Raw genomic sequence first — 18,992 nt, forward strand, 5'->3', positions numbered from 1 at the left:
CACCCCTACTTTTGTATAAAATTAACTGATTATGAGCAACAAAACATTGGCAATTCTATCCTATATTACCATCATCGGCTGGCTTATCGCTTATTTTAAAAGTAAGGACCATACGCACAAAAATGATGTTGTAACTTATCATTTAGAGCAGGGACTGGGTTTTTTTATCGTCTCTATCGTACTTAATATCCTTCTTTCCGTGATTACTTCCATTGTTCCGTCGCTTTACTTTATCAATATCATAGGCATCGTACTGCTGATCATCTGGATCATAGGTATCGTCCATGCGGCCAATGAAGAAAAAAAACCAATTCCGCTGATCGGAAAAATATTCGAAGGACAATTCGGATTTCTTCATAAGTAAGATGACTTACTTCTCCCCTCTTATACAAAACTGTTATTTATATAAATGAAAAAATTTTACACCATGGCGATAATGGCTTTGCCCATTATCGCTTTTTCTCAGGTAGGGATCAACACCACCAATCCCTTGGGAATTTTACACATCGACGGAGCGAAAGATAACCCGATTTCCGGAACCCCGAATGCCAGCCAGCAGGCCAATGATATTGTAGCTACCGCAGATGGAAGGTTGGGAATAGGAACCCTATCTCCTACTGCGAGACTGGAACTGAACACCGCAAGCGGCAGCGCCCTAAAAATTACCGACGGCACACAAGGCATCGGGAAAGTGCTTACTTCAGACGCTTCCGGACTTGCCATCTGGCAGAGTATACCCGCCTGGGGAATCTCTGGAAACAATGCAACTGACGCGACGGCTCTCAATGCTTTGGGGACAAAATTCATCGGAACCACTGATGCCCATTCGTTTGTTATTAAAACCAACAACAATTTGGCAGGCTATATCGGGACCGCGTCCTCTGATAATCTTACCCTTGGAGTAAATGCCGGGAAATCCGATACAACGGGTAATCTGAACGTTTTTTTGGGTAACGAGGCGGGTGCCGCCAATACCGTGGGAAGCTCCAATGTGTTTGTCGGACCGTACTCAGGGACTTCCAATATCGGAGGGAACTCCAATGTTTTCATGGGTTATAATTCCGGAAGCAACAGCACCGGTGATGCCAATGCTTTTGTAGGAACATGGGCGGGAAATACCAATACGAGCGGAGGATACAATGTATTTATGGGATATCAGGCGGGAAAAAGCAATACTTCAGGAAGCAATAATGTTGCTTTGGGAACCTTGGCTGGGAATACCATTACCACGGGCGGTAACAATACTTTTATAGGAACCGGTGCAGACGCAGATTCCAACAACCTTACCAACGCCACCGCGATCGGTTACGGAGCGAAAGTAAGCAGCAGCAACAGCCTGGTACTGGGAGGTACAGGAAGTGTAGCGGTAAATGTAGGCATAGGAACCTCTTCCCCGGCCTCCAGACTGGAAGTCGATGGTGCCTCTACCAACAAATTAGCTTACAACGCCGGAGCTTCTGCCACCATTGATTTCTCAAAAAGTAATCTTGCCTATACAACGGCAAGCGCTACAGCCTTTACCCTAAACAACGTTAAAGACGGCGGAACCTATACCCTGAGTGTTCGGGGAACGACAAGCGGAACCTCCTCCTTTACGGCCTCAGGCTTTACGGTAAAATACGTGCACAACACGGCAACGATCGCCAATAAGGAAACCCTGTACACCTTTATGGTGATCGGGACTACGGTATATGTTCATATGATTTCAGGATTTTAAAAGGCTCCATTTCATATGAAAAAGTATATTTTAAGATATTTTATCCTGACGTTATCGGTAGTAACCACAGGAATAAAGGCTCAGATGGTAGGAACACCACACCTATCCTTTTATCCGGTAACAGCAAGATACGGAGGAACGGATCAGGATTACCTGTATTCCATTTCAAATACATCAGACGGAGGATTTATCATGGGAGGCTACTCTGCTTCGGCATCGGCCGGATCGGGAGACCAGATCGGAAGCACAGGCAAAGGCGGAATGGATTACTGGATCGTAAAAACGGACAATACAGGAAATATTCAGTGGCAGAAACGTTATGGAGGATCGGGAAACGATCAGCTGTACAAAGTGTTTCAAACTGCTGACAGCGGCTATATCCTATTGGGAAGATCCGAGGCCGGCTCGGCATTATCAGGAGATCAGGCCGGTATTTCGGGAAAAGGAGCAACCGATTACTGGATCATTAAAACCGATGCTGCCGGAAATATCCAGTGGCAGAAAAGATATGGCGGAGCGGGTGACGATATTGTGAATAGCGCCAACTGTATCGTACAGACTGCCGACGGCGGTTATTTTATCGGAGGATATTCTGTTGAAGCATCGGCAAACACAGCAGATCAGACCGGAAACACCAATTACGGAAGTTATGATTACTGGGTGCTGAAAACCGATGGCAACGGGAATATCCAGTGGCAGAAAAGATACGGAGGTTCCAACGAAGACTACCTTTATTCCGTAAAGCAAACGCAGGACGGAGGATACATCATCGGAGGAAACTCCGATATTGCCAGTAATGGCACCCAGTCGGGTCTATCATGGAAGGGATATTTTGACTATTGGGTTATCAAAACCGATGCTGCGGGAACCGTTGAGTGGCAAAAGGCTTACGGAGCAGAATGGAATGATTATATGTATGATGTTATTCAGACTAATGAAGGAGGATATGCCATCGCCGGTTACTCGATGCCAGGATTGATGCCGGCATCAGGAGGAGATCTGAGTGGAGTTCAGGTTACGCCTGGAGCTGACGGTACGAATTTCTGGATCATAAAGACCGGCAGCACCGGAGATATCCAGTGGCAGAAATTATACGGCGGTTCCGGCGAAGACTTTTGTTATGCCATAAAACAGACATCGGATAATGGTTTCATCGTCGGAGGTTTTGCAGACGCAAATTCTGCCAATACGGGAGATCAGGCAGGAAGTACAGGCTACGGCGGAAATGATTATTGGGTACTGAAAACCGACAGTTCCGGAAGCATCCAGTGGCAGAAAAGATACGGTGGCGCTGATGATGATTTTCTATATACTATTTCCGAAACGGCAAACAGTTTTATCCTGGGTGGATTTTCGGCAGAAGGTTCATTCAATACAGGGAATCAGGCAGGAACAAATAAACAGGGCGGATTCGATTTTTGGGTAATTAAAACCGATAAAAACGGCAACATCAGTATGATGAGGTAATACGGATGGTTTGCCCTGTCATTAACGACTGCACCAATGCCCTGTCTTCGGACGGGGCATTGCTTTGATAAGTATATTTCTGAATATATACAATTGGTCTGAAATACAATTATTTCCCTAAAAACGTCCTTGCAAAAGCTTCAAAATCTTCTTTATAACTCCGGCCTACAGGAACAGAAATATTCCCGACCAGAATTTCCTGGCTGTTGAGTGAAGTAACATGTGATGAATTAACCAGAAACGACCGATGAATTCTGACAAAACCTTTGTCAACAAGGTCGGATGCCACGCCGGAAACCGTCATTTTGGAAACAGTAAGGCACCGATCCCGGAGATAAACTTTAAGGTCATTCCCAAAACTTTCGAAGTACAGAATGTCTTTCAAAAAAATTTTATGACTGAATCCTTCCGATTTAAAAATCATAAAATCAGGCTGCTGAATGGCAGGCTCTTTTTTCATCATACGCTGTATGGATCTGAAAAACCGTTCGAAGGTAATCGGTTTCAGCAGATAATCTACGGCTTCCAGCTCAAAACCGTCGATCGCATAATCGCGGTAAGCTGTTGTGAAGATCGTAGCCGGTTTTTTATCGAGAGATTTTAGAAATTCAATCCCGTTCAGATCCGGCATCTGAATATCAAGAAACATCAGATCGACCTGCGGATTCTGTAAAATCCGGTATGCCTCCATTGCATTTTTACCGGTTGCTACCACTTCCAGCTCTTCAATTTTAGAGATATGATTTTCCAGCAGCGTGATGGCTAACGGTTCATCGTCGATAATAATACATTTAATCATAAAGCAAAGGGGTTTTAATTTTTACCAAAAACCGGTCTTTGTCCTTGTCAACCTCCAGCAAATAACGGTCGGCGTAATATAATTCAAGCTGTTGCTTGACGTTCTGCAATCCTATTCCTTTCCTTTCATTTTCCGCGCTGTTGCCTAAAAAAGTGTTTTCAACAAGAAATACGGCAGAACCGGTATCGGTAACCAGGGAAATAAGAATCTCTACCTTTCCGCCGGTTTTTTCTGCGCCGTGCTTAAAAGCATTCTCTACCAGGGAAAGATAGACCAACGGCGGAACGGAGGCCGGAAATTGTATATTTTCCGATACGGTTACCTTCAGACGGTCGTCATACCGGAGTTTTTCAAGCTCAATATAATCTTTGACGATCTGCATTTCTTCGGCAACAGTCACTATTTTGTATTGTCCTTTTCCCAATACATAATCCAGGATGTCGGACAGGCGGCCGATGGATGGAGCCGTCGCTTTTGAATCGGAAAGAGCCAGGGAGTAAATATTGTTTAATGTATTGAATAAAAAATGCGGATTAAGCTGGGATTTCAGGACTTTTAGTTCGAGTTCAGCTTTTTCTTTCTGAAGCCGGAGCCGGCTGTGCTTCTCATTCTTATACCGCAGAATAAACATGATGGCGGTGAAAATGAAGGTTCCGGATACAATCGGAAGAAGATAATAGAACAGCAGATACTTGACGTCGGTAAAAATCTCAGCGAGGCTTTCCCTGGGATAATCTGCGAAAAAGGGCTCTGCCAGATAGATAATAAATATCCGGTTTACGATCCCGAGAATATACAGGCTGACTAAACAGCAGACCGTAAATAGAAAATACCTTCCGGAATCAAAGTATTTCCTGACGAGCACAAAATAGATAAAATGGGCCCCGATGATCTGGAAAATCCAGTGGCAGAAATCATAATAGAATACTTCGCTGAAATCGGGATAATCGTGCTCGCCATAATTTCTGGCAATCCCGAACATCAGTAAAGCGATCCAGAAGAGGATCTGGTATCCGGTTTCTTTTCTGAGCTTTAGTTTCAGGGCTGTATTCATCATCTTCAAAATTACGGATTAAAACCGGTTTCCGCCGGAAAAGGGGTTGAAAGCAACCTCTATTCATGTAGACGGCATATTTCCGTCCACGAAAGCAGAAAATGGATTTTCAACATCAAAATACTGCTGTCTGCGGCAGATGAAAAAATATGATCTATCACTGACGGAACTTTGCAAAAACAAAATATGCAAAACACCATCAAATTTAATGGGCTCGATCATCTCCGGGCACTTGCCATTGTATTGGTATTCATTTATCATTACAGGATGTTTCCTCATCCTGCCTGGATCGATACGGTAGGCTGGATCGGCTGGACGGGAGTCGATCTCTTTTTCGTCATCAGCGGATTTCTAATTTCCAGTCAGCTTTTCCAGGAAACCGGGAAACATGGGACGATCAGGCTGAATATCTTTTTTACCAAACGGTTTTTCCGGATTATCCCGCCGTATATTTTTACACTGGCTTTATATTTCTGCCTTCCAGTATTCAGGGAACGGGAAGCGCTTCCTGCTTTTTGGAAATTTGTTTCCTTCACGCAGAATTTCGGGCTTAATGTTATTGATAAAGGAACTTTTTCCCATGCCTGGTCTTTATGCATTGAAGAACAGTTTTACCTGATCCTTCCCTTTCTCCTCCTTTTTCTGGGGAAATTCCGATCGATCCGTTTTGTGATTCCCGGAGCTGTTTTTCTGATTATTGCCTCACTTGCTTTACGCTATTACGCCTGGCATGAATACGCCGTTCCGAACAGCAGCAGCCCGGATTTCTGGAAGGTTTGGTATATGAAAATTTATTATCCGACATATACCCGGTTCGACGGGCTTGCGGTAGGGGTACTGATCGGTTGTTTGCACCAGTATTTCCCGAGGTTAAGGTCTTTTATTCATGCAAAGGGAAATATGCTCCTGATCATCGGACTGCTTTCGGTTGCACTTTCTTTATTTTTCTGCCGGGATCAGTATTCTGAAGACGCTTCGGTTTTCGGGTTTACCCTGATCGCCATCAGCTATGGGCTCGTACTGATGGGAGCCATTTCCGGTTCATCTTTTTTAGGCAGGAAAAGTTATTTTTTAACTTCATATTTAGCCGTTCTCTCTTACTCGATTTACCTTTCCCACAAAGGAATCATTCATCTTGTACAACTTTTTACAGATCAAAGTATATTCCCGGCGTCAGGCAGTTCCATGTTTATCATCTGCTTTCTGGCCTGTTTAGGCGGCGGCCTTTTTTACCGATATGTGATTGAAAAACCTTCGGCGCTTTTTAAAAATAAAATTTTAGACAATCAACAGTATAAAATTGCCCGGAAGAAATTTAAAAGGTAAAAATTCATCCGTTTTGTAATGACGAGGCAACTCATGTTCTTAAAGATCATTGCTACAATATTTGGCATTTTAAATTTAATTAAAAATCTTCAGTTCATTTTAGAACATAATTTAAATCCTGTCTTTATATGAAAACAATTAGTTTATTGATCACCATTCTATTGTCGCATCTGGCGACGGCTCAATATTTTACAAAAGAAAAAGCGGAAATTGAAAATGTGATCCAACAATTTAAGGAAAGTATTGTTAAAAAGGATTCAGCGGCTTTTTACGGGCTGTTTCACGAAGGTCCGGTGGTAATGATCGGTATTATTAAAAACAGATCGCCACAAAAACGCCTGGAAGCAGACCCGGGAAATACCAAAAATTATTTCAGCGATACATATAAAAACTTTTTCAGATACGTTATGGAAAAAGGAAGAAAAGAAGAAAAATTCCGGAACATTACGATTACGAATGATGACGTTACCGGCAGTGTCACCTTTAAATATGTATTCCTGGAAGAAAACATCTTACAAAATTGGGGAACCGAATACTGGCAGCTCATTAAAGCCGAAGGAAAATGGAAAATCGTGAGCATTACCTATTCCTACGAGAATGCCAAATTTTTCCCTAAACCTTTTCGATATTAAAACAAAAATGAAGCAGCTATATTTCAGCTGCTTCATTGATATTCTGAACAAATTGCATTTTTTCCAGGAACTTAAAACATCCTTCAAAATCGTAGGATTTGGTCTTTAGGATTTCGACCTGAAATTTCAGAGACAGGTAGCTTCCCCACTTCGACAGGTTGATCAAAGCAGGATTTCTTTTCAGATCCTCGTGTAATTTCTCATTGATCTGGTCCTCCGTAAGATGAAGGGCTATCAGCTTTTCAAATGGTTGCGTTTCAGTATGTCCACAGATAAATACTGAGGAATTATCGTGATGCCTATAATTCACTTCGGCATAATCGAGCAGGAAGCAGATCGTTTTGTTAATTTTGCTCCCGGCAAAAGAGTAAAATTCCAAATTCCCATTACCTGAAAGCAAAGGCCTTTCGGACGCCCGGTCTTTAACGGCAAATACTGAAAATTCCTTACGCATTTCTTTAAGGATCAGCCTTCCTTCTTCATCCAGAAAATCGTATTCTGCATGGGAATACAGAATTTCAATCATTTTTTCACGTATGCGGTGGGCGGTATCTGCGGCATCACCAAGAAACAAGGGCTTTTTTCCGTCTTTGGCCGGAACCACTTCAATCTTCCGGGTTTCAAAATCGACATATTTGATCTTCCAGATTTTTGCAGAAAGATAAATATTCTCATCTTCTCTGATCTGCGGACTTAAAGGAAGCTCTCCTATTTTCACTCCCTGGCTGGAAACTTTAAGGAAAACAGGCGTATGAAACACGCTGTAAAAATCTTTACTGTTCACCACTTTTTCTCCTTCCACCCCGAGAATATATTCATGACCCAGTTTTTCAAGAAAATCAATTTCCTGAAGATGATCGATGATCTGTTTGGTCTCTTCTTCGCTTATATGGCTAAACGTAGGATTTCCTGCTATTTTACCGAGAAGCTCCTGAAGATATAATCCTGAACTTCCTTTCACCATCGACAGAATTTGATGAAGCAGCACATCGTAAGGCTTTCCGATTACCTCAATAGGCTCGATGTATTGCTCCGAATAGAGCAGCCAGCAGGCAAGCGACTGCAGAAGGCTCCACCGGTCGGTTGAATACAGGTACAGATTGCTGGCTTTTCCTTCCCTCCTGCCGCTTCTTCCTACCCGCTGGATCAGGGAAGCAATGCTGTTGGTGGCGTCAATCTGTACCACCTCATCCACATTTCCTATATCAATTCCCAGTTCGAGGGTTGAGGTGCACGAAATACAGAAATTCTGCAGGCTGGCATTCTTCGCAAAAAACTCCACATATTCTCTCACTTCTTTATCTACGGACGAATGATGGGAAAAGTAGTTCTGATGGCCGCCCACTCTTTCCGAAATCTTTTTGAGCTTTACCGCAACCTCTTCTACCCTACCTCTTGCATTGGGAAATACCAGTACTTTGGAATCCCTGGTCCGGATATAAAGATCTTTCAGCAGATTGAGCGGCAGCTCTTCCTTATCATCATGAAAATACCTGAAAATGGCATTGATCGGTTTTGGGGTATTATCACGGATAATCTTTGTATTTCCTGCGTTTCCCAAAAACTCCTTTAGTTCAGCATATAAGTTGGCATCACTTACGGTAGCCGAAAGTCCCACGATGCTGAACCGGCTGCGGTTGACTTCCTGAAGGCGGCTTAACAGTGATTTAAGCTGTACCCCGCGATCTGAACCGAGAAACGAATGAATTTCGTCGATCACCACATAATCCAGAGAAGCAAAAAGGTGGCGGACATGATAAGGCTTATTGACGAACATGGCTTCCAGAGATTCCGGCGTAATCAGGACTACGCCCTGGGGATTTTTTACCAGGTGGTCTTTTTGGGCTTTTGATGCTTCGCCATGCCATTTCGTTACTTTTACATCCAGGTGCTCACAAAGCTTTTCCACCCGCAGAAACTGGTCATTGATCAGCGCAATCAGCGGAGAAATATACAGGACCTTAACGCCTTCTTCCCGGAAATTAACTTTTGAAAGAATGGGAAGAAAGGCGGCTTCCGTTTTACCTGAAGCAGTTCGTGAGATGATAACATAGTTGAGATCCGTACCCAGAATACTTGGGATGGCGGCTTCCTGGATTTTTCTCAGGCTTTCCCACCGCTGGTCCCGGATGTATTTCCGGATGGGCTCTGACAGTAAACCGAATGCGCTCATAATTCTTCAATGCTGTCCAGTATGGCAAGATCGTTGGGCCTCTCGTCCGAAATTTCTATTTCACCGAAAAGACGTGCTTTATCGACTTCAGGATTCTGGCGGATGATGTTCAGGATATTAAGAAAATCCCTGATTACTTCCCGTGGCGTAAGAAACTCCGCAGCACCGGGCTTATTGAACATCTCTTCCATAAATGCTGAAATCTCATCATCGGTAATGCTGAGCTCGGTTTTATAATTAAAATCAAAAATTAATTTCAGCTTTTTCAGCAGGACAAAAATTTCATTGTGGTCCAGCGGATGCAGTTTAATTACCGGCTGCGCATAATCCCTGATCCCCTGGCTTTCGAATTTATTGCTTTCCAGCCTTGATTTCAGGGCCTGGTAGCTGAACAGCCCCCGCCTTTCATTTTCAAGAAACTCCCTGGTACCGGCAAAATTGATGAACAGATTTGAAACTTTCCCCTGAAAACAATCATTGTAGATCGACAGAATCTTTTCGTAGTTTTTTTCACGCGCTGCGGAAGTTGATATCTTATACAGGTTAATTGCCTCATCAAGATTAATCATAAAGCCACTGTAGCCCATATTTACAAAAAGCTTACAGAAGTTTTTAAGCATATCGTAATAGTTGCCGTCATTAATAATTTCGCGGATTCCCAGGTCCTGCCTTGCTTCAGTCTTTGTCGTGTATTCGCCCTTCAGCCATTTCAATGCGTTTCTTCTCAGGAGTTCGTCATTATTGATGTAGCCTTCGTAGTATTTCACGATGACAAAACCGAAATCGAAGCCGCCCGTTTCCGTGATTTCATTAACGGTCTTCATGATCGAATTGCGGATCAGGTCCCTGTATTGTTCTTTGCGGATATCGATTAGGGAAATATGGTTTTCGTCAGCCGTTTTGCCGATCACCTGCTCGATCCATTTTTCCAGCAATACCGGCAGGGCACCGCCTTCAGGCTTGGTCTGTATCGCGATATTATCCATAATGGCTGAATAGAGGATGACACTTTTGCCGTCATTGGCATACAAGCGGTTATCCGGTGTAAAATCTGCGTTGGCTACGACGAATTTCTGTTTCATCGCCACGGTGTTGAGCAAATGGAGCATGAACGACTTTCCGCTTCCGAAATCGCCGATCCAGAATTTGGCAATGCTAAGGCCGTTTTTCACTTCTTCCAGAGCGTTGATGGCGGCATGCACTTCTTCAGAGCGGCCCACCGCGATATGCTGTACCCCTATTTTCGGAACTACTCCGCCTGTAAGGGAATTGATGATGGAGGTTGCTTCTTTCGGTTTAATGTTATTGATCATTGTTTAATAGTTTTTTATAATATTCAGGGTTTATGGTTAAATAATCATCCTCCTCTTCAATAAGGATGTCGTCCAGTGTATCAAAAAGCTGGTCGTTGACCGACTCTATGGCTGCGTTCATAAATAGCTGCTGCGAGCGCATGTACGCTTCCAGGTCGGATTGTAAGACTGTCAGGCTGTTTTTTTCGAAATAATCGAGAAGATCCATCTGCGTATCATTCAGGTTGAGGTCCGGAAGGTATTTAGCGGTTTGATCCGGGTCTTCCGTATCAACGACTTTAAATTCGAGGTCGGTATTATTTGCGGTATTCAGTCCGGCTGACTGTGCTTGAGGCTGTTCTTCCTCATCAGCCAGCAGTTCCCCAAGGATCTTTGAAGTCTGTGAATCCAGCTGCTGCACACGGTCGATGACATTCCGGTCTATCACGATCCTTTTCCGCTTGGGAAGATAAATGCTGTCCAGTTTCTTGACTGCCTCTGGAAAATCCCTGTTGAGAACAAATTCATTGACGATTTCTTCAAACCGTGCAAACTGTTCCGAATTGGAAAACAGGTTCTTCTGAATACTTTTGGTAAGATGCTTCCGGTCGAACCTTTTTGTTTCCAGATCTTTATCCAGGTAATGCAGGTATAGCCTTAGGGAAGCATTTCTGTCGTAGGCACTGATGAATTTCGATGCTTCCAGGTAGATGGTATCCAAAGAAGGATTCTTTATATTGACTTCAGCCAACCTTGCAATCTCTCTCTCAAATGAAACGGCGTTGGTGTAATCTGACGTAATGATTTCGAATTTATCTTTCCACCGGCCGGTATTGGTTTCGTTTAAAATAAGATTCGTCCTGTAATCGGCATCCAGGATCAAATGCCTGTTCTGATCCAGAAACATCTCGATCGGCGCAACAATTTTCTTGTTGAACCTATTGATGATTTCGGGATGGGCATATTTGAAATCGGTGTTGATTTTTCTCTTAATGCCATAGCATTCCCGTACACTGTTTTCACAGAGTTTCAGGATATGGTTGAAGATCTCGGATTTAATGGAATCAATGGTATACTGATAATTGAGGCTGTCTTTCCGGTAATTGTATTCCAGCACGATGATGATTTCCGAAACTTCATCGAAAACGGTCGGATAGGTTTTATTAACAGGAATACAGTTTTTTTGCAGGTAATCGGTACTTCTGAGAAATTGTTTGATTATCTGGACCCTGCAATAATCGATTTCATTAAATACATTATTGCTGAACCACAGTTTATCGACCAGCTCCGTCTGGGCCGTATTCAATCCAAGCTTTTTTCGATACCTGTTCCCGGGACTTTGTAGAAGCGGTTCGGCGTTGCTACCTTCTACTGCATCGTAGATTATCGGTATTTCTGCCGTATCAGAAACATCAATAATAAAGTCTGACTGCTCTTCATTGAGCGGATTTGTATTTCTCTCCATGGCTTATTAGTATTCCTGCAAATCTTTGCAAAAAGTTTATCCGAAATATGAGTGTTTCAACCGTTATTTAATTATCAATATACTAAGATATAAAAATTCATCTTATGTTGAATTAAAAAATATATGCTTATTACAAGCTATAGAACAGGATTTATATAATTAAACAAGTCGTATTCTTTCGCTTATCTCATAACCTCTAATCAAGTCTTCATTCAACCTATACTTCAAATAAAAATTCAGTAATTTAGCCTGATCAACCGTCATTCATTACTGGACAGACCGGAAAATTTATTGAGATCATGCAGCCAACATTAGATTTTAAGCTCATTCAGCCTGACGATTCGCTCAGGGATTTTGTCTGTTGCTTTTCTTCGATGCACCATTTTTCTCATACGCATGAAGCAGTGGTGATTCCCAATGGACGCATAGACCTTATTTTTTCTAAAACGAAAGATAACCGCATCCAGGTTGCCTTGCTGGGGCTGGAAACACAGCCCAAATATCCGGACCAGGAATTTTCTGATTTCTGTTCGGTAAGCTTCAACCCGCTGGCCACCGAATATATTTTCGGATTTCCAATGGCGGGACTGATCAACAGCGGCATGCTGATGCCTGATGATTTCTGGGGATTCCAGGCTGAGGACCTGAATGATTTTGAAGGATTCTGCCAGAAAATGACTGAAAAAATAAAATCGCTACTGCCTGAGAACGTGGATGTACGGAAACGCCGATTATTCGAACTGATTTTCGCTTCAAACGGAGAAATTTCCATTGCTGAAATCTCTGAAAAAATTTCATGGAGCCAGCGCCAGATCAACCGCTATTTCAATCAGCAGTTTGGGCTTCCGCTGAAAAGCTATTGCAAGATCCTCCGGTTCCAGGCTTCTCTGTCTGACATTAAGAACGGCAACCTCTATCCGCAACTAAATTTTACTGACCAGTCCCACTTTATTAAAGAAATCACAAAATTTTCGGGTGTTTCCCCAAAAGAGCTGCATAAAAACGAAAACGGCCGATTTTTACAATTTTTAGTTTATGGCGAAAAGTAATTTTGTCGTCTAAATTTAAAAGATGATACTAGAAAATAAACAGGTGGCGATCATAGGCGGCGGTCCGGGCGGGCTTACGCTGGCCAGGCTTTTACAGATGAAAGGAGTTGACGTTACAGTCTATGAAAGGGATTTTAGCAGGGAAGCAAGAGTACAGGGTTCCCCACTCGATCTTCACGAAAATTCGGGGCTGGCTGCCATACGGAAAGCCGGACTGCTGGATGTATTTAAAAACAGCTACATGCCGGGAGCTGACCGCACAACGATCACAGACCGGCTGGCACAGGTGGTTTTTACTGATCATGAGACCGATAAAAATGAAGATTTCGGGCATGAATACTTCCGCCCCGAAATAGACCGCGGTACCTTACGAACGATTTTACTGGATTCCCTTCATCCCGGAACAGTAGTCTGGGACAGCCATTTCCTGTCTATGGAACCACAGGGCGAAGGCTGGCTGCTGCATTTTAAAGATCGTCCGGAAGTATATGCCGATCTTGTTATCGGTGCTGATGGAGCCCGTTCGAAAATCAGGCCTTCCATTACCGGGATTAATGCATTTTACTCAGGTGTTACAATGCTTGAAGGCAATATTTATGAAGCGGACAAGCGCGTTCCGGAAATTACCGATTTGCTGCGTGGCGGTAAATTAATGGCCTTTAATGACGAAAAAGCCATCCTGATGGGACAGAAAGCGAATGGAGAAATCGGATTTTATGCAAGCTTTAAGACCGGAGAGCACTGGATCACCGAAAGCCAAATTGATTTTTCTGACAACCGGCAGGTATTGGAATGGTTTAAAAACGAATATAAAGGATGGAGCGACACCTGGTATTCGTTATTTGAAAATACTTCTCTTCCGTTTATCCCGAGGCCGATTTACTGTATGCCGTTGGATCAGGATTGGGAAGCACTTTCCAATGCCACCATTATCGGTGATGCAGCGCACGTTATGCCGCCTTTTGCAGGAGAGGGAGTCAACATGGCCATGCTCGATGCCCTGGAACTGAGCGAGAATCTGACAAGTGACCGTTATCTTTCGATGCCAGATGCCATTTCAACTTACGAAAACATAATGCGGAAAAGAGCTTCCGATGCGGCTAAAGAATCGTTAAAAAACGGAGAAAAAATGCACAGTGAAAATGCTTTGTCGGACATGACCCGTTTTTTCAGCGGATTGTAGAAAATAAATATGGACTTTTCTATTTTGATAAATACCCAATAATAAGGGCACCGGTTAATATAAATCGGTGCCCTTTCTGAATGGCTCTTACAGCCATTATCATGTTTATTTTTTACCTCATTAAACTTCCGGCTCCGGCCCTTTCCAGTTGTTAACGGCAGCAATACCGTTGATTTTAACGGGCTTTCCTTCCTTCGCCGACTGATAAATCGCTTCCATGATGATATGGTCCTGGAGACCTTCTTCTCCAGGGGTAAACGGCTTTTTATTGTTTATGATACAGTCTGAAAAATGATCCATTTCTGCTGCAAACTGGTTGTTTTCCGCAAGGCTGATTTCTTCAGCACGCTTCATCATCCCGTCGGCTCTTGAGGTGGTAAGCTTCTGTCCTTTATAGGCATACGCCTGGTCAATGTTCATCCAGCCGGTTTTGCAGTTTACCCTGTACCGTCTGCTTTCATGTACGTCGTAATCGGTAGCACAGTTGGCGATAATGCCACTCGGAAAACGCATCTGCCAGCTTACCAGTTCTTCAATTTCTTTAAATAAGGGATTTCCGGGTGTGCTGTATTGATATGCAAAAACCTCAACCGGTTCTTCGCCAAGGATAAACCGTGTCGTATTTAGGCAATACAGCCCGATGTCCGGCAGCGCCCCTCCACCGGCCAATGATTTCTTGTGCCGCCAATGGTTCACATTGGCCGTACTCTGCGAGTTATGGGCTTCCACAAATTTGGCTATACCGAATTCTTTTTTCTGCAATATTTCCCTCACCTTGCGGTTATGCGGCTGGTAATGGATCCGGTAAGCAACCATCAGTTTTACTCCTGCCTTGCTGCACTCGGAAATCATTTCCCTGCACTCTTCCGAAGTATTGGCCAAAGGTTTCTCGCACAGGATATGTTTGCCGGCCTTTGCTCCACGAATGACATATTCTTTATGAAGCCCATTCGGTAAGACAATGTAGATGACATCGACCTCTTTGTTATTTTTGATCTGGTCATAAGTCTGATAGCTGTAACAGTTTTCAGGAGCTATTCCATACTGGGCAGCGACTTTCTTCAGTTTTTCGGGACTGCCGCTTACCAATGCAGACAGTTTCGATTTTTTACAGCCGGCCAACGCCGGTAGTATTTCTTCAAGCGCAAGATGACCAAGACCCACAACTGCATATCCTATTCTTCTGTCGGGTGGCAATGGAGTCGGCGTCGGTGCCGACTGTTGGTCTGCATCCGATTTCCATTGCTCCAAGACGATCGGCTCTTCCACATCAGCAGGAATTTTTGCCGGCGGAGAAACAGCCTGTTTGCGGTCCTGGCCATAAACGTTAGCAGAGACAACGGCTCCTAAAGCCAAAGTGCCTGCTGCTCCGGCCAAAGACCTGCCGGTGAGGTTTAAAAATTCTTTCCGGGAAAGATGGGGTTTTACAGGATGATCTGAGGATTCCATAAGATTTATTTTGTGATTGATTGGTGTGTTTTGTATTAAAAAAGAAAAGCCGTAAAAAGATGCAGTCCCTACGACCACTGTCAGAGATTCAATAAAAATGCCAATGTAATTTTCATGGAGCCATAACAGCTTCCAGGTTTTAAATCATTAATTTTCGCTAAAGAATTTCAGAGAATTTCAATTGACTTATTGTAAATTTAACTGAAGATCTACTGGAAGTCCGTCTAAATTTTATCATTAAGTAATGAAGATATTTTAGCTTTAAAAATCAATTTATTAGTACAGCTTTATGAAATTAATTCATTGAAATATATTTTTTTAAAGTAAAATTATTCCGCAGTAATTATAATTAATTCATAGTTCAGGCTATATTTCATTATTACATTTCAGATAAATAAAGAAAAACACAGAATGGTGTGCATCTATGCTCCGGTTTTCCTAACTTGTTGTCATGATCAGCAACCAGTTTTCCGGTGCAACGGATTTTATAGGTTTTGTTTCTTCTCTTTCGCCTCTTGAAAGTGAAGCCAGAGAGATGCTGGCATCAAAACTTTATGCAAAGCAATACCGGAAAGGTGAGCTGATCCTGGAAACCGGCACAGTCTGTAACCGGATTTATTTTATAGACCGTGGTTTAGTAAAAACCTTCTTTTATACGGATACCCGTGAATTTATCATGCGCTTTTTTCCTGAAGGCCATCTATTTACCGTTCTCGACAGTTTTGTGCTTCAGCAGCCTTCCTCCTACTCCGTGCAGGCCCTGGAAGACACGGTGATTACCTGCCTCAATCATGATGAACTGGAAATGCTTTGCGGAAAATACCATTCCGTAGAAACCTTTTACCGGAAACTGCTCGCCCTGGCTGCGGTGAATATGATGAACCGGATCGGCGGTACGCTGGAAGAAAAGGCCCAGATTGCGTATAATAGGTTTTTGAAAGAATACGGATCATTACTGCAACGGATCAGCCTGGCCGATCTGGCTTCTTACCTGGGCATTACCCAAGTGTCTCTAAGCAGAATCAGGGCAATGAAATAGTTTTTATCATTTGATAAATGCCGGCTGATGCAACCGATGTACCTTCGGATCAAATCTATCCGTTATGAAAAATCCATTGTCATTATCTCAGAAATTAAGCTTTCTTGCAGCCTGTCTTTTTACGATTGTTGCTCCGGTCATGGGGTATTTATCCATAGGACTTGCCCCTGTTGTTATTGTCGGAGGCTCGGCTTTGGTCGGGCTGTTCTGTTGGTCTTTCACATATTTAAGAAATCCGGTACATCCTAGAATCATTCTTCCGCTTTTTATCCTTACGGTCGCGGGCCTACAGATTCATATTGTTGAGGAATACCTGATGGGATTTGCTCCGGCTATGAGCAGGCTTTTCGGGATTCCGTGGAGTGAAAAAAGCTTTCTGATGGTATTTGCGCTTATCGGTCCGGTGATTTACACCCTCACTTCGCTCGGACTCTATTATAAGATTCCAATTGCCGGCTTTGTAGCCTGGTTCATCTTTATCGGTCCCGGCGTTGCCGAATTTACGCATTTCATCTTTCCGCTGATTGCTCCCGATCTTCTCCCTCACGATCCGCATCCGGTAACTGCATCCATCGATGGAACCCGGATTCCGGAGATGCCCAACTTTTATTTCCGGACCACCCAACAGTATTATTTTCCCGGGATGTGGACTGCAATTCTTCCGATGATTCCCGGATGCCTGACCATTTACCGTTTACTCATCAGAAAAGAGAACCGTTTAAAACATCAGCAATGAATACCTCTTACTATTCAGTGCGGCTTTAATTATTCTGTTCCCGTGCGATGCTGCAAAATATTGATCAGTTTTCCAAAAGGATCACGGACATAAAATCGTCGGACCTCCCAGGGTTCGTCAGCCGGTCCATATTCAATAGAAAAACCAGCCTCTTTCATCCGGTTATACACCGCATCAACATCGTTTACTTCTATGGAAAGATCAGGAACAGCCGTCCCGGACCCGCCTTCCACAGCAAAACTTACCTGGACGTTCATCGTTTCTTCAGTGCCGTAGGTGGCGATCCAGCCGTGATCCATCAGTACCTGAAGGTTTAGGATTTCACCGTAGAACACTGCCGCAGCAACCATGTCCGGTGTCTGTATATTGGCAACGATTCGTTTTACTTTTATTGGCTTCATCTCATTTCATTAAAAATATTGATCCATCAAATGTAATGAATCTGAATATCAAAGATTAATTTGACGGTAACAGTAAAATTTCTTTTAAGATAAGAGCTTTCGCAATTTAATCAACAAAATACCTTATACCCAGTAAAAATTTAGCTTAACGATCCAATTTTTAATTGAATTCAATATACAACAGGATCTTAAAAGACAGGGAACTTTTTCTCTGTACATCGAAATGTTCTACTTGTTTTCGACCACCGCCACACCGGAACTGCCTCTACTGAATAAAGCAGACACCGAATCCCACGCCGGATCGTCCGGATAAAAGAAACTTTTAAGATAAGCTAAGGTCACCAGCTGTACCGCTTCAACTTTTTCAGGATCCTCATCGGTCGTTTCCGTGACAAAATCTCCGGAAATACCGCCGAGCGTATGTTCACCGTTGTAAATGGTTGCCAGCGCCTGCGCTCCAGGACTCAAAAAATAGGCATCCGTAAACCATTCCGGACCCATCGTTGTGAGCGGAGAATAGTCTTTGTCTCCCGCCACCACTAAGGCCGGCGTTCGCATGCTGCTATAATCCTGGTTCAGATAAGGCAGATGTTCTTTTGCAAAAGCACTGAGGGCATCGCCTCCTCTTCCTCCTGCAGATAACAATATGCCAACCTTGATTCTAGCATCATAAAAGTCGGTCTCAAAACCATCCGTTATAAGCGTCCGGGCGCCCAGCAGCATGCTTGTCGTATGCCCGCCGAAAGAATGCCCCACTGCCGCAATCCGGTCCTTTGCCATACGGCCTTTAAGGCTTTCAAAAGTATTTTCAATATATTGCAGCTGATCCAGAATCTCTTTAACGTCATGGATCCTGAGCCGCCAGATCTCATCTTTGTAAGGAAGTTCATCAAAGTTGCCTAGCCTTTTTGAGTCGAGGTAAGTGGCCTGAATGATCACAAAACCGTGCGAAGCCCAATAATGCACCAGAGGAGCATATCCGTCCATAGAATTTCCGAAACCGTGGGAAAATATAATGACCGGCAAATCATTGCCCATTACCGGTGCGGATATTTTAACTTGTAACGGCAGCGGTCTGCCGACAGAAGAAAGGGTAATTGGACTTAGCGTTATCACCGGTGAAGTTTTGCCGGTAATAGGTTCGTAGGTGCTGTGAATCGATTGTTGCATTATTTATTTCTTTTTCTTCAACAAAGGTATTTATTAAAAA

Annotated in this window: 17 protein-coding genes; 9 read left to right on the plus strand and 8 right to left on the minus strand. The window is 43.3% G+C overall.

What is annotated here, in order from left to right; translation table 11 throughout:
• Positions 1-31: 31 nt before the first annotated feature.
• Genes QE422_RS13600 through QE422_RS13610 form a run of 3 tightly spaced genes read left to right on the plus strand, consistent with a single transcriptional unit; the run spans position 32 to position 3,184 of the window.
• The gene (locus QE422_RS13600) at positions 32-364 is read left to right on the plus strand and encodes a DUF4870 domain-containing protein (protein ID WP_307459340.1); all 333 of its coding nucleotides are present in this window, start codon (positions 32-34) and stop codon (positions 362-364) included.
• 45 nt (positions 365-409) lie between these two features.
• Positions 410-1,717, plus strand: a complete 1,308-nt coding sequence (locus QE422_RS13605; protein ID WP_307459343.1) for a hypothetical protein — start codon at positions 410-412, stop codon at positions 1,715-1,717.
• A 15-nt stretch (positions 1,718-1,732) separates the two neighbouring features.
• Positions 1,733-3,184 carry a hypothetical protein gene (locus QE422_RS13610; protein ID WP_307459345.1) on the plus strand — a complete coding sequence of 484 codons (1,452 nt, stop codon included), beginning with the start codon at positions 1,733-1,735 and terminating at the stop codon, positions 3,182-3,184.
• A gap of 109 nt (positions 3,185-3,293) precedes the next feature.
• On the opposite strand, the gene QE422_RS13615 is transcribed toward QE422_RS13610, so the two are convergent.
• Entirely contained in the window at positions 3,294-3,983 is a 690-nt protein-coding gene (locus QE422_RS13615; RefSeq protein ID WP_307459347.1) for a LytTR family DNA-binding domain-containing protein, read from the minus strand.
• Positions 3,976-5,040 carry a sensor histidine kinase gene (locus QE422_RS13620; protein ID WP_307459350.1) on the minus strand — a complete coding sequence of 355 codons (1,065 nt, stop codon included), beginning with the start codon at positions 5,038-5,040 and terminating at the stop codon, positions 3,976-3,978. The genes QE422_RS13615 and QE422_RS13620 overlap by 8 nt, the downstream gene beginning before the upstream one ends.
• 183 nt (positions 5,041-5,223) lie before the next feature.
• Here QE422_RS13620 and QE422_RS13625 point away from each other — a divergent pair, with 183 nt between their 5' ends.
• Together QE422_RS13625 and QE422_RS13630 are read left to right on the plus strand one after the other, a co-directional pair.
• Positions 5,224-6,363: an acyltransferase gene (locus QE422_RS13625; protein ID WP_307459353.1), complete on the plus strand. Its 1,140-nt coding sequence runs from the start codon at positions 5,224-5,226 to the stop codon at positions 6,361-6,363.
• 128 nt (positions 6,364-6,491) lie between these two features.
• Entirely contained in the window at positions 6,492-6,995 is a 504-nt protein-coding gene (locus tag QE422_RS13630) for a nuclear transport factor 2 family protein (RefSeq protein WP_307459354.1), read from the plus strand.
• A 16-nt stretch (positions 6,996-7,011) separates the two neighbouring features.
• Here QE422_RS13630 and QE422_RS13635 read toward each other — a convergent pair whose 3' ends face one another.
• Genes QE422_RS13635 through QE422_RS13645 form a run of 3 tightly spaced genes read right to left on the minus strand, consistent with a single transcriptional unit; the run spans position 7,012 to position 11,925 of the window.
• Positions 7,012-9,168, minus strand: coding sequence for a DEAD/DEAH box helicase (locus tag QE422_RS13635; protein ID WP_307459357.1), 2,157 nt, complete (start codon positions 9,166-9,168; stop codon positions 7,012-7,014).
• Positions 9,165-10,481 (minus strand): ATP-binding protein, encoded by a 1,317-nt coding sequence (locus QE422_RS13640; RefSeq protein WP_307459360.1) that lies wholly within the window; start codon positions 10,479-10,481, stop codon positions 9,165-9,167. The genes QE422_RS13635 and QE422_RS13640 overlap by 4 nt, the downstream gene beginning before the upstream one ends.
• The gene (locus tag QE422_RS13645; protein ID WP_307459363.1) at positions 10,471-11,925 is read right to left on the minus strand and encodes a tellurite resistance TerB C-terminal domain-containing protein; all 1,455 of its coding nucleotides are present in this window, start codon (positions 11,923-11,925) and stop codon (positions 10,471-10,473) included. Before QE422_RS13645 ends, QE422_RS13640 begins: the two co-directional genes overlap by 11 nt.
• Positions 11,926-12,224: 299 nt before the next feature.
• Here QE422_RS13645 and QE422_RS13650 point away from each other — a divergent pair, with 299 nt between their 5' ends.
• Together QE422_RS13650 and QE422_RS13655 are read left to right on the plus strand one after the other, a co-directional pair.
• Positions 12,225-12,974, plus strand: a complete 750-nt coding sequence (locus tag QE422_RS13650) for an AraC family transcriptional regulator (RefSeq protein ID WP_307459366.1) — start codon at positions 12,225-12,227, stop codon at positions 12,972-12,974.
• Positions 12,975-12,996: 22 nt separating this feature from the next.
• Positions 12,997-14,157: an NAD(P)/FAD-dependent oxidoreductase gene (locus QE422_RS13655; protein ID WP_307459369.1), complete on the plus strand. Its 1,161-nt coding sequence runs from the start codon at positions 12,997-12,999 to the stop codon at positions 14,155-14,157.
• A 120-nt stretch (positions 14,158-14,277) separates the two neighbouring features.
• On the opposite strand, the gene QE422_RS13660 is transcribed toward QE422_RS13655, so the two are convergent.
• The gene (locus tag QE422_RS13660; RefSeq protein ID WP_307459372.1) at positions 14,278-15,606 is read right to left on the minus strand and encodes a Gfo/Idh/MocA family protein; all 1,329 of its coding nucleotides are present in this window, start codon (positions 15,604-15,606) and stop codon (positions 14,278-14,280) included.
• A 451-nt stretch (positions 15,607-16,057) separates the two neighbouring features.
• Between QE422_RS13660 and QE422_RS13665 the strand changes: the two genes are divergently transcribed.
• A complete protein-coding gene (locus QE422_RS13665) occupies positions 16,058-16,645 on the plus strand; it encodes a Crp/Fnr family transcriptional regulator (RefSeq protein WP_307459374.1) in 588 nt (195 codons plus the stop codon).
• A 64-nt stretch (positions 16,646-16,709) separates the two neighbouring features.
• Positions 16,710-17,381: a hypothetical protein gene (locus tag QE422_RS13670; protein WP_307459377.1), complete on the plus strand. Its 672-nt coding sequence runs from the start codon at positions 16,710-16,712 to the stop codon at positions 17,379-17,381.
• A gap of 29 nt (positions 17,382-17,410) precedes the next feature.
• Here the strand turns inward: QE422_RS13670 and QE422_RS13675 are convergent, their stop codons facing one another.
• Positions 17,411-17,782 carry a VOC family protein gene (locus QE422_RS13675; protein ID WP_307459378.1) on the minus strand — a complete coding sequence of 124 codons (372 nt, stop codon included), beginning with the start codon at positions 17,780-17,782 and terminating at the stop codon, positions 17,411-17,413.
• A gap of 228 nt (positions 17,783-18,010) precedes the next feature.
• Positions 18,011-18,952 carry an alpha/beta fold hydrolase gene (locus QE422_RS13680; protein WP_307459381.1) on the minus strand — a complete coding sequence of 314 codons (942 nt, stop codon included), beginning with the start codon at positions 18,950-18,952 and terminating at the stop codon, positions 18,011-18,013.
• Positions 18,953-18,992: the final 40 nt, after the last annotated feature.

The sequence above is a fragment of the Chryseobacterium sp. SORGH_AS_0447 genome (genome assembly GCF_030818695.1).
In the GTDB taxonomy this organism is placed as follows: domain Bacteria; phylum Bacteroidota; class Bacteroidia; order Flavobacteriales; family Weeksellaceae; genus Chryseobacterium.

Excerpts from the sequence above, each read along its gene's own strand:
- QE422_RS13650 (WP_307459366.1), top strand. The coding sequence starts at position 12,225 with ATGCAGCCAACATTAGATTTTAAGCTCATTCAGCCTGACGATTCGCTC.
- QE422_RS13660 (WP_307459372.1), bottom strand. The coding sequence starts at position 15,606 with ATGGAATCCTCAGATCATCCTGTAAAACCCCATCTTTCCCGGAAAGAA.
- QE422_RS13645 (WP_307459363.1), bottom strand. The coding sequence starts at position 11,925 with ATGGAGAGAAATACAAATCCGCTCAATGAAGAGCAGTCAGACTTTATT.
- QE422_RS13635 (WP_307459357.1), bottom strand. The coding sequence starts at position 9,168 with ATGAGCGCATTCGGTTTACTGTCAGAGCCCATCCGGAAATACATCCGG.
- QE422_RS13625 (WP_307459353.1), top strand. The coding sequence starts at position 5,224 with ATGCAAAACACCATCAAATTTAATGGGCTCGATCATCTCCGGGCACTT.
- QE422_RS13680 (WP_307459381.1), bottom strand. The coding sequence starts at position 18,952 with ATGCAACAATCGATTCACAGCACCTACGAACCTATTACCGGCAAAACT.
- QE422_RS13605 (WP_307459343.1), top strand. The coding sequence starts at position 410 with ATGAAAAAATTTTACACCATGGCGATAATGGCTTTGCCCATTATCGCT.
- QE422_RS13675 (WP_307459378.1), bottom strand. The coding sequence starts at position 17,782 with ATGAAGCCAATAAAAGTAAAACGAATCGTTGCCAATATACAGACACCG.
- QE422_RS13620 (WP_307459350.1), bottom strand. The coding sequence starts at position 5,040 with ATGATGAATACAGCCCTGAAACTAAAGCTCAGAAAAGAAACCGGATAC.
- QE422_RS13615 (WP_307459347.1), bottom strand. The coding sequence starts at position 3,983 with ATGATTAAATGTATTATTATCGACGATGAACCGTTAGCCATCACGCTG.
- QE422_RS13665 (WP_307459374.1), top strand. The coding sequence starts at position 16,058 with ATGATCAGCAACCAGTTTTCCGGTGCAACGGATTTTATAGGTTTTGTT.
- QE422_RS13610 (WP_307459345.1), top strand. The coding sequence starts at position 1,733 with ATGAAAAAGTATATTTTAAGATATTTTATCCTGACGTTATCGGTAGTA.
- QE422_RS13600 (WP_307459340.1), top strand. The coding sequence starts at position 32 with ATGAGCAACAAAACATTGGCAATTCTATCCTATATTACCATCATCGGC.
- QE422_RS13640 (WP_307459360.1), bottom strand. The coding sequence starts at position 10,481 with ATGATCAATAACATTAAACCGAAAGAAGCAACCTCCATCATCAATTCC.
- QE422_RS13655 (WP_307459369.1), top strand. The coding sequence starts at position 12,997 with ATGATACTAGAAAATAAACAGGTGGCGATCATAGGCGGCGGTCCGGGC.
- QE422_RS13670 (WP_307459377.1), top strand. The coding sequence starts at position 16,710 with ATGAAAAATCCATTGTCATTATCTCAGAAATTAAGCTTTCTTGCAGCC.
- QE422_RS13630 (WP_307459354.1), top strand. The coding sequence starts at position 6,492 with ATGAAAACAATTAGTTTATTGATCACCATTCTATTGTCGCATCTGGCG.